At 63.3% G+C, this 6,777-nt stretch carries 8 protein-coding genes; 2 read left to right on the top strand and 6 right to left on the bottom strand.

Annotated features, from left to right (window positions below; translation table 11 throughout):
* Window positions 1–197: 197 nt before the first annotated feature.
* The 6 genes from U1703_RS04285 to U1703_RS04260 form a co-directional block, all read right to left on the bottom strand.
* Complete coding sequence (locus U1703_RS04285) at window positions 198–1,061, bottom strand: MBL fold metallo-hydrolase (RefSeq protein WP_332784706.1); 864 nt, start codon at window positions 1,059–1,061, stop codon at window positions 198–200.
* Between the two features lie 20 nt (window positions 1,062–1,081).
* Entirely contained in the window at window positions 1,082–1,843 is a 762-nt protein-coding gene (locus tag U1703_RS04280) for a glucose 1-dehydrogenase (protein ID WP_332784705.1), read from the bottom strand.
* Between the two features lie 11 nt (window positions 1,844–1,854).
* Window positions 1,855–2,382 carry a phenolic acid decarboxylase gene (locus U1703_RS04275; protein WP_309658643.1) on the bottom strand — a complete coding sequence of 176 codons (528 nt, stop codon included), beginning with the start codon at window positions 2,380–2,382 and terminating at the stop codon, window positions 1,855–1,857.
* Window positions 2,383–2,417: 35 nt separating this feature from the next.
* Complete coding sequence (locus U1703_RS04270) at window positions 2,418–2,720, bottom strand: DUF3861 domain-containing protein (protein WP_332784704.1); 303 nt, start codon at window positions 2,718–2,720, stop codon at window positions 2,418–2,420.
* A 66-nt stretch (window positions 2,721–2,786) separates the two neighbouring features.
* The gene (locus U1703_RS04265) at window positions 2,787–3,632 is read right to left on the bottom strand and encodes an SDR family oxidoreductase (RefSeq protein WP_332784703.1); all 846 of its coding nucleotides are present in this window, start codon (window positions 3,630–3,632) and stop codon (window positions 2,787–2,789) included.
* A gap of 118 nt (window positions 3,633–3,750) precedes the next feature.
* On the bottom strand, window positions 3,751–4,539 hold the full coding sequence (locus U1703_RS04260; RefSeq protein ID WP_332784702.1) for a DODA-type extradiol aromatic ring-opening family dioxygenase: 789 nt from the start codon (window positions 4,537–4,539) through the stop codon (window positions 3,751–3,753).
* 92 nt (window positions 4,540–4,631) lie between these two features.
* Here U1703_RS04260 and U1703_RS04255 point away from each other — a divergent pair, with 92 nt between their 5' ends.
* Both U1703_RS04255 and U1703_RS04250 read left to right on the top strand, forming a co-directional pair.
* On the top strand, window positions 4,632–5,537 hold the full coding sequence (locus U1703_RS04255; RefSeq protein WP_332784701.1) for a substrate binding domain-containing protein: 906 nt from the start codon (window positions 4,632–4,634) through the stop codon (window positions 5,535–5,537).
* 235 nt (window positions 5,538–5,772) lie between these two features.
* The gene (locus U1703_RS04250; protein ID WP_332784729.1) at window positions 5,773–6,705 is read left to right on the top strand and encodes a LysR family transcriptional regulator; all 933 of its coding nucleotides are present in this window, start codon (window positions 5,773–5,775) and stop codon (window positions 6,703–6,705) included.
* The last annotated feature ends 72 nt before the right edge of the window (window positions 6,706–6,777 follow it).

Genomic DNA, 6,777 nt, shown 5'->3' with positions numbered 1-6,777 from the left:
TTGCGCCTCGCTCAACTCGTACCGCCCGATCCCCATTATCCACTCCGCGCCACAACATGGATGATTATGAATCACCGGTCAGGGCGTTTGGGAATCCTGAATGTCGATCCGACCTAGAACGGGAAAGCCTTCTACGTCGCAATATCCCTCCCAAATGAGTTTTGGAAAGATAAGAGGGCGTCCATCACGGGCGTGCGTCAGATCACCGCCTCGCGATCACGCAAGGACTCCGGCCAGTCGCCGTCCCAGCGGTAATGATCCTTGAGGATGCGGGCGCTATATTCGAGGCAGATCCGCACCGGCAGGTCTGGGTAAAGCCTGTCCATCCGTGCAACGAGGTCGGCGGCATCTGTGCAGCGTTCCAGTTCGCGGATGAAATCCGTCAGATACCGGCGGGTGAAGCCGATGCCGTCGGGATCATAGGGGCGGGTATTGGGCGCATGTCCGGGAATGATCGTGGTGGCGCCCAATGCCTCGAGCCGATCGAGCGTTTCGAACCACGCCTGTCGCTCCTCGGGCGTTCGGGCATCGGCGACCCAGACATGTGCGTCCGAGAAGACGGTATCCGCGGCGATCAGCGTCTTGATCGTCGGAATCCACAGCGCGGCCGCATGGGCACAATCGCCGCGCATCAACCCCAGAATCTCGATCGCCTCGCCATCCACCGTCAGGGTCGTCTGGTCGATGCGCTCGACCGGCACCGCCGTCGTCGCACCGTTGCGGCCGAGGACGGTATCGCGCCAATGCTCGATCTTGAAGCCGAACGCGTCGTTCACCTCATCAGCGGCGTCTTTGTACGCCATCACGCGCGCGCCAGGAAACGCGGCCTTCACCACTTCCAGCCCGAGATAATGATCGGGGTGCATATGGGTGATGAAGATTTGTGTCAGGTCGCGGTCCACCTCGAGTATCTCGGCGACGAGGCGATGCGCTTTCGACAGGCTGAACTGGGAATCGACCAGCAGTGCCTCGGTCGGCCCATACACGATGGTCGATGACACGCCGAAACCGTTATGCTGATCGCTGCTGACGAAGACTTTGGTTTGCAGGGAAGACGCCATGGTCTTGTCTCCTATGGAAATCAGTGGGAGGTCTGGCCACCATCGACCACATAGGTCTGGCCGGTGACGAAGGACGCGGCATCGGAGCTCAGATATAGAACAGTCGTCGCTATCTCCTCGGGCCGGGCAGCGCGACCGATCGGGGAATTCTGGAGAAGCTTCTCCTTAAAGGCGGGATCGGCCAGCCAGCGTTCGGTCATCGGGGTCGCGACGAGGCCTGGTGCGACGGCATTGACGCGGATGTTGCGGGTCGCATAGTCGAGGGCGGCCGCCTTCGTGATCCCCACCACACCATGTTTGGCGGCGACATAGGGGGCCATGCCGGGATCGGCGACCAGCCCCGCCACCGATGCCGTGTTGACGATCGCTCCGCCGCCATTGCGCAACATCTGGGCGATCTGATATTTCATGCACAGGAAGACGCCGCGCAGATCGACAGCGATCGTGCGGTCGAAATCCTCGACGCTCATATCGGCAAGATCGGCGGTGCGGGGCAGAAGCCCCGCATTGTTGAAGCCGATGTCGAGGCGGCCATGGGTGTCGATGGCCGCCTGCACCAGCCCCTGGACCGACGCGTCCTGGCTGACGTCGGTCTTGACGAACATCGCCGATCCACCGGCGTCGGTAATGGCCGAGGCCGTATCGGCAGCGGCATCGTCGAAGTCGCCGATGACGACCCTGGCACCCTCACGGGCAAAGGCGATCGCGGTGGCGCGGCCGATGCCGGTGCTCGCCCCGGTGACGATCACGACCTTATCCGCGAAACGGGACTGGTGGGACATGGCGACCTCCCTCAGTTCGTGCGATCGAGGAAGCCGTCGGGAAGCTGTCCCGGCGCGGCATTGATCACGTCGTCATTGTCGGGGCCGCGCTGCTCCATGAAGGTGATCTTCGCGAACTCGCCGATGATGACGTACGGGTAGGCAGGACCCTCGTCGCGGAAGCGGTTCATGTCGGGGATGAAGTCGTTCTGGTAGCAGATCGTCTTTTCGGGATGCTGGCCTTCGCCCGCGATCCATTGCGGGAAAAAGATCGTGCCGTGGATCAGGCGCCGTTCGATATCGAAATACAGGCTGACGCAGGTGCCGGTCGGCTCATGCCAGTCCGCCTTGTACATGCCGGGCGCAAGCTGGACGAGATCCATCGTCTGGTTCGTCACCCAGCGACCGCCGACCAGACCCTGGTGGATGCGATAGTCGCAGGTGGTCGCGTTGCGGGCATACCATTCGTACCGCCAGCCATTGGCGTAGGTGTAGATGAAATGGTTGCCGATAAAGGCGGCGAGATCGTTGGGCAGGTCGAGGCCGAGGTCGGTATTCATGTCGGTTCTCCTTGTGGTTTGATGTTTCGAGAGGATCAGGCGCGGCTCTGCGCCGCAGCGGGCGCGGATTTCAGCCGTTTCATGAAAGCGCCGATATGCGGTTGAAGCTCAGCGAACGGCGCGTCCTTGCGGTGGCGGAGCAGCACTTCGGTGAAGAGCTTCAACCCGATCGCGAATTCGGTCGCTTCATCGGCGGGGACGACACCGCGCGCGGATATTTTTTCGATGATGTCGAACAAGTCATCGTGATTGACGATGTCGGTGTGGACCCGGCGGCCGGTGGGCGCGCCTGACGCTTCGTCAAGCGCCTCCAGCGTAACGCGAAAGGCATGCGGCATGGCTCTGGCTCTCGGAAAGTCGTTGCAGAATCGAACCGATCGGGTGATGCCCGACCCGCTCGGCGATCAGGCCAGCGAAGCCCGCACGGCGTCGGCCAGCGGGGTGGTCGGCCTGCCGATCAACCTGGAAAGCTGGCGACCATTGTCGAACAGCGCGCCCTTCGAGGCGGCGACGTCATATCCCGCGATCGCCTGTGCCACTCCGGCGGGAAGGCCCGCATCCTGCAACCGATGCGCATAGTCGTTCGGCGGCAGATCGTCATAGGCGATATCCCGCCCCGTCTGACGGGTAACCTCGGCGGCGAGATCCGCCAGCGTCCACCCATGGTCGCCAGCCAGTTCATAGGTCTTGCCGACATGATCCGGGACGCTGGCGGCGATGGCCGCCGCCTCGGCATAATCGGCGCGGGAGGCCGACGAAATCCGGCCTTGTCCGGCACTGCCGATCAAGGCACCCACCGCGAGCGCACCCGGGATCGCACCCGTGTAATTCTCGGTATACCATCCGTTGCGTAGCAGGGTGACGGGGATGCCGGACGCGGCAAGCGCGGCTTCGGTGTCCCGATGCTCGCCCGCCAAGTCGAGCGACGATGTGTCCGCATGGAGCAGGCTGGTATAGACGATCCGTCCGACGCCGGCCCGTTTCGCCGCGGCAATCACGTTGCGATGCTGGGCGCTGCGCTGTCCGACTTCACTCGACGAAATCAGCAACAGCGTCCCGATGCCCGACAACGCATCGGCAAGCCCATCGGGCGTGGCATAGTCGAATGGCCGCACGGAAACGCCGAGCTTGCCGGCCTTGTCCGGCGATCGTGCCAGCGCGACGATATCGTCGATCGCGACCCGCTGCTTGAGTGCGGCAATGACGAGGCGACCCAATTGTCCGGTCGCGCCGGTGACGGCAATGGTCATGATTTGCTCCTCCAGTCATAACAGGCAATGGGCGGGAGATGTGACGATCGAGGCCCGAGCGAACCGGCATCGCGCCCTTTGGCGATCGTCGGGATCATCTCACGTCTCCTCGTTGCGATCAGCCGAAGCGGAAACCGGAAATGGCGGTTTCCAGCACGTGCTCGCTATAGATCCGCTCGCCGGGTGCATCGCCCCCCGCACCGGCCGCCACCATCAGCGGCAGCAGATGCTCCTCCTTCGGATGGGCGAACCGAGCGGCGGGGGCGTTTTCCCACGCCACGAGCGCCTGCGCTCGGGCAGGTCCGGGCTGGCGGATCGCGCCGTTGAGCCAGGCGTCGAACGCCTCCGACGGGACGGTCGAGCGCGGGTCACCATAACCGCGCATGTTGTGAAAGCTCATGCCCGAACCGATGATGAGCACGCCTTCATCGCGCAGCGGCGCGAGAACGCGGCCGGCTTCGACCGCCCGAGCGGGATCGAGCCTATGGTCGATCGACATCTCCACCACCGGAATCGCGGCGTCGGGCAGCATCACCTTCAGCGGTACGAACACGCCGTGATCGAGGCCACGGTCGGGATCGACCGACGCAACGAACCCGGCATCGCGAAGCAGCCCCGCCGCCCGCTCCGCCAAAGCCGGGTCGCCCGGCGCATCGTAGCCGAGCCGATATGTATGGGGCGGGAAGTTGTAATAGTCGTAAATCAGCGATGGCCGCGCCGCGCCGGTGAAGGCGAAGCCGTTCGTTTCCCAATGCCCGGAGACCACCAGAATGGCTCGTGGCGCCTCGGACAGCCGGTTGGGCAGGTCCCGCAGGAACTTTGCCATATTGGTCCAGACACCGGCGGGGTCGTCCATGAAGAAGCACGGACCGCCACCGTGGGGAATGAAGAGGCTGGGCTGTCGCATGGTGTGTCCTTTCGAACCACCAGATGGCGCTCGCCATCATCGATGATAATGATCGGATTCGTCGAATCACTATCTACTCATGGTATAAGATCATGGATCGCCTGACCGGTATCGAAGTCTTCGTCCGCGCCATCCGCAGTGGCGGCCTGTCGGCGGCCGGGCGGCAGATGCGCCTGTCGCCCACGATGGCGGGACGGCATCTCGACGCGCTGGAGGCGCGTCTCGGCACGACGCTCGTCACGCGTACCACGCGACGGCTCGTGCTGACCGAGGCGGGAGCCGCGTATCTCGAGCGCGCCGAGCGCATCCTGTCCGAGCTGGGGGAAGCCGACGCCGATGCGTCCGCCGTTTCGCACAAGGTCGAGGGGCTGCTCAGGGTCAGTTCGCCGATGACGTTCGGCACGCTGCACGTCGCCCGGCTCGCCGCCACGTTTCACGAGCAGAACCCCGGCGTCACGATCGAATTGGGGCTTAGCGACCGCTATGTCGACCTGCTCGAAGAGCGCTGGGACATGGCGATCCGTATCGGTCGCCTTTCGGACAGCAGCCTGGTGGCACGCCGGCTCGCCACCATGCGGCTCGCGATTTGCGCCGCTCCCGCCTATCTGGCGCGATACGGCACGCCCGAGCGGGCCGATGACCTCGCCCATCATGTCTGCCTGGGGTTTACACTGAACGAGGCGACCGGCTCGGCCTCCTGGGGCTTCGGTCCCGACGGCGGCAAGCGCGTGGCAGTCCACGGATCGCTGTGCGCCAATAATGGCGAGGCTCTCGTCGCCGCTGCCGTGGCGGGACAGGGGCTGGTCTATGGACCCCGCTTCATCGCGCAAGCGGCGCTCGAACGCGGCGATCTCGTCGAAGTGACGCTGACCGAGCCGCTGGTCGACTTGGGCGGTGTTTTCGCGGTGACCCATCCAACCCGCCATCCGCTGGCGAAGACACGCGCCTGGATCGACTTTCTTGCCCGCGAAATTCCCGTGCTCGCCACCAGATGGTGAGGTTGATGTCCATTTTGTTGTTAAGCCGCTGGCGCACGCTGGATTCCACCTTGCCGCGCTCATGCAATCTCGCCTTCGATGCGCTGGGCAACAGATAGATCACCTATCCACAGTCGCGCCATCGAACCCCGGATGGTGCGGCGTTGCGCCACGGTGTCACTCTGAAACGGTGAGTGGGCGCGACATCGCTAGAGTTGAAAATGGCAAGAAGCGTTGATAATAGCTCGCATTAGTTATTCGATATAAAGCGAGTTGCCGTATCCTTCCCGGGCATATCGATCTCAACCTGCTCGCCACCCTGGCCGTACTTCTTCAGACGAAGAGCGTAACCGGAACGGCACGCAGGCTTGGAATGAGCCAGCCCACGATCAGCCGCTCGCTCGCCGAGCTCCGATACATCCTCGGAGATCCGCTCCTGGTCAGAACAGACGGCGGAATGCAGCGGACGCGCCGGGCGGACGAACTGGTCGCCCCCATCGAACAATGGCTCGCATCAACCTCTGCGCTGCTTCATCCGCCGACATTCGATCCTGCTACACTCGATCGTTGTTTTCGTATCGCATCGACGGATTACGGGGTGCTCACGGTGGTTGCGCCAGCACTCGAGGCCATCACCACCGCCGCTCCATCGCTGACGGTCGATATCGTACCATTCAGCGCGGATATGATGAAGAAGATGGCGTCGGGAGAGATCGACCTCATCATCTCCGGCCTCGAGTCCGACCATCCGGCGGTGCACACTCGATCGCTGTTTACCGATACCTATACCTGCATCATGCGGGCAGAGCATGATCTTGCCACATCGGACGATGCGCTGACGCTGGATGCGTTCTTCGCATGGCCGCATGTCGGCATCGTAGTCAGCGACCTTGCGGTAGACGGGGTCGAGGTGCGGCTGGGCGTGCGCAGCGGCGAGCGCCGCGTCACCGTACGGCTTCCGTATTTTCATGCGGCATCTTCCCTTATCGCGAGCAGCGACGTGCTGATGACCCTTCCGACCCGCGCCGCCACGCGGTTTGCCGCCAGCTATGGCTTGGCAACCCGGCCCGCTCCTGTCGCAATCGACAATCTCGACTATCGGTTGCTGTGGCACGACCGCAGTGCGCGCGACCGCGCGGTGATCTGGCTGGCGGATATGCTGACCCGGCATTGTGCATCCGCAAGCTGAATAAGGCTTATTCAAATTTGGGGGCTGGCCCGTTGCCGCATCCCCCCGCATAGGGTTGCGACCGACTTGCAA

It is taken from the genome of Sphingomonas flavida (assembly GCF_036663655.1).
In the GTDB taxonomy this organism is placed as follows: domain Bacteria; phylum Pseudomonadota; class Alphaproteobacteria; order Sphingomonadales; family Sphingomonadaceae; genus Sphingomonas.
This window is presented reverse-complemented; position numbering and strand designations above follow the sequence as displayed.

Bases quoted from the DNA above. Each gene is read 5' to 3' on its own strand.
- U1703_RS04255 (WP_332784701.1), top strand. From the start codon at position 4,632: ATGGATCGCCTGACCGGTATCGAAGTCTTCGTCCGCGCCATCCGCAGT.
- U1703_RS04275 (WP_309658643.1), bottom strand. From the start codon at position 2,382: ATGAATACCGACCTCGGCCTCGACCTGCCCAACGATCTCGCCGCCTTT.
- U1703_RS04270 (WP_332784704.1), bottom strand. From the start codon at position 2,720: ATGCCGCATGCCTTTCGCGTTACGCTGGAGGCGCTTGACGAAGCGTCA.
- U1703_RS04280 (WP_332784705.1), bottom strand. From the start codon at position 1,843: ATGTCCCACCAGTCCCGTTTCGCGGATAAGGTCGTGATCGTCACCGGG.
- U1703_RS04265 (WP_332784703.1), bottom strand. From the start codon at position 3,632: ATGACCATTGCCGTCACCGGCGCGACCGGACAATTGGGTCGCCTCGTC.
- U1703_RS04260 (WP_332784702.1), bottom strand. From the start codon at position 4,539: ATGCGACAGCCCAGCCTCTTCATTCCCCACGGTGGCGGTCCGTGCTTC.
- U1703_RS04285 (WP_332784706.1), bottom strand. From the start codon at position 1,061: ATGGCGTCTTCCCTGCAAACCAAAGTCTTCGTCAGCAGCGATCAGCAT.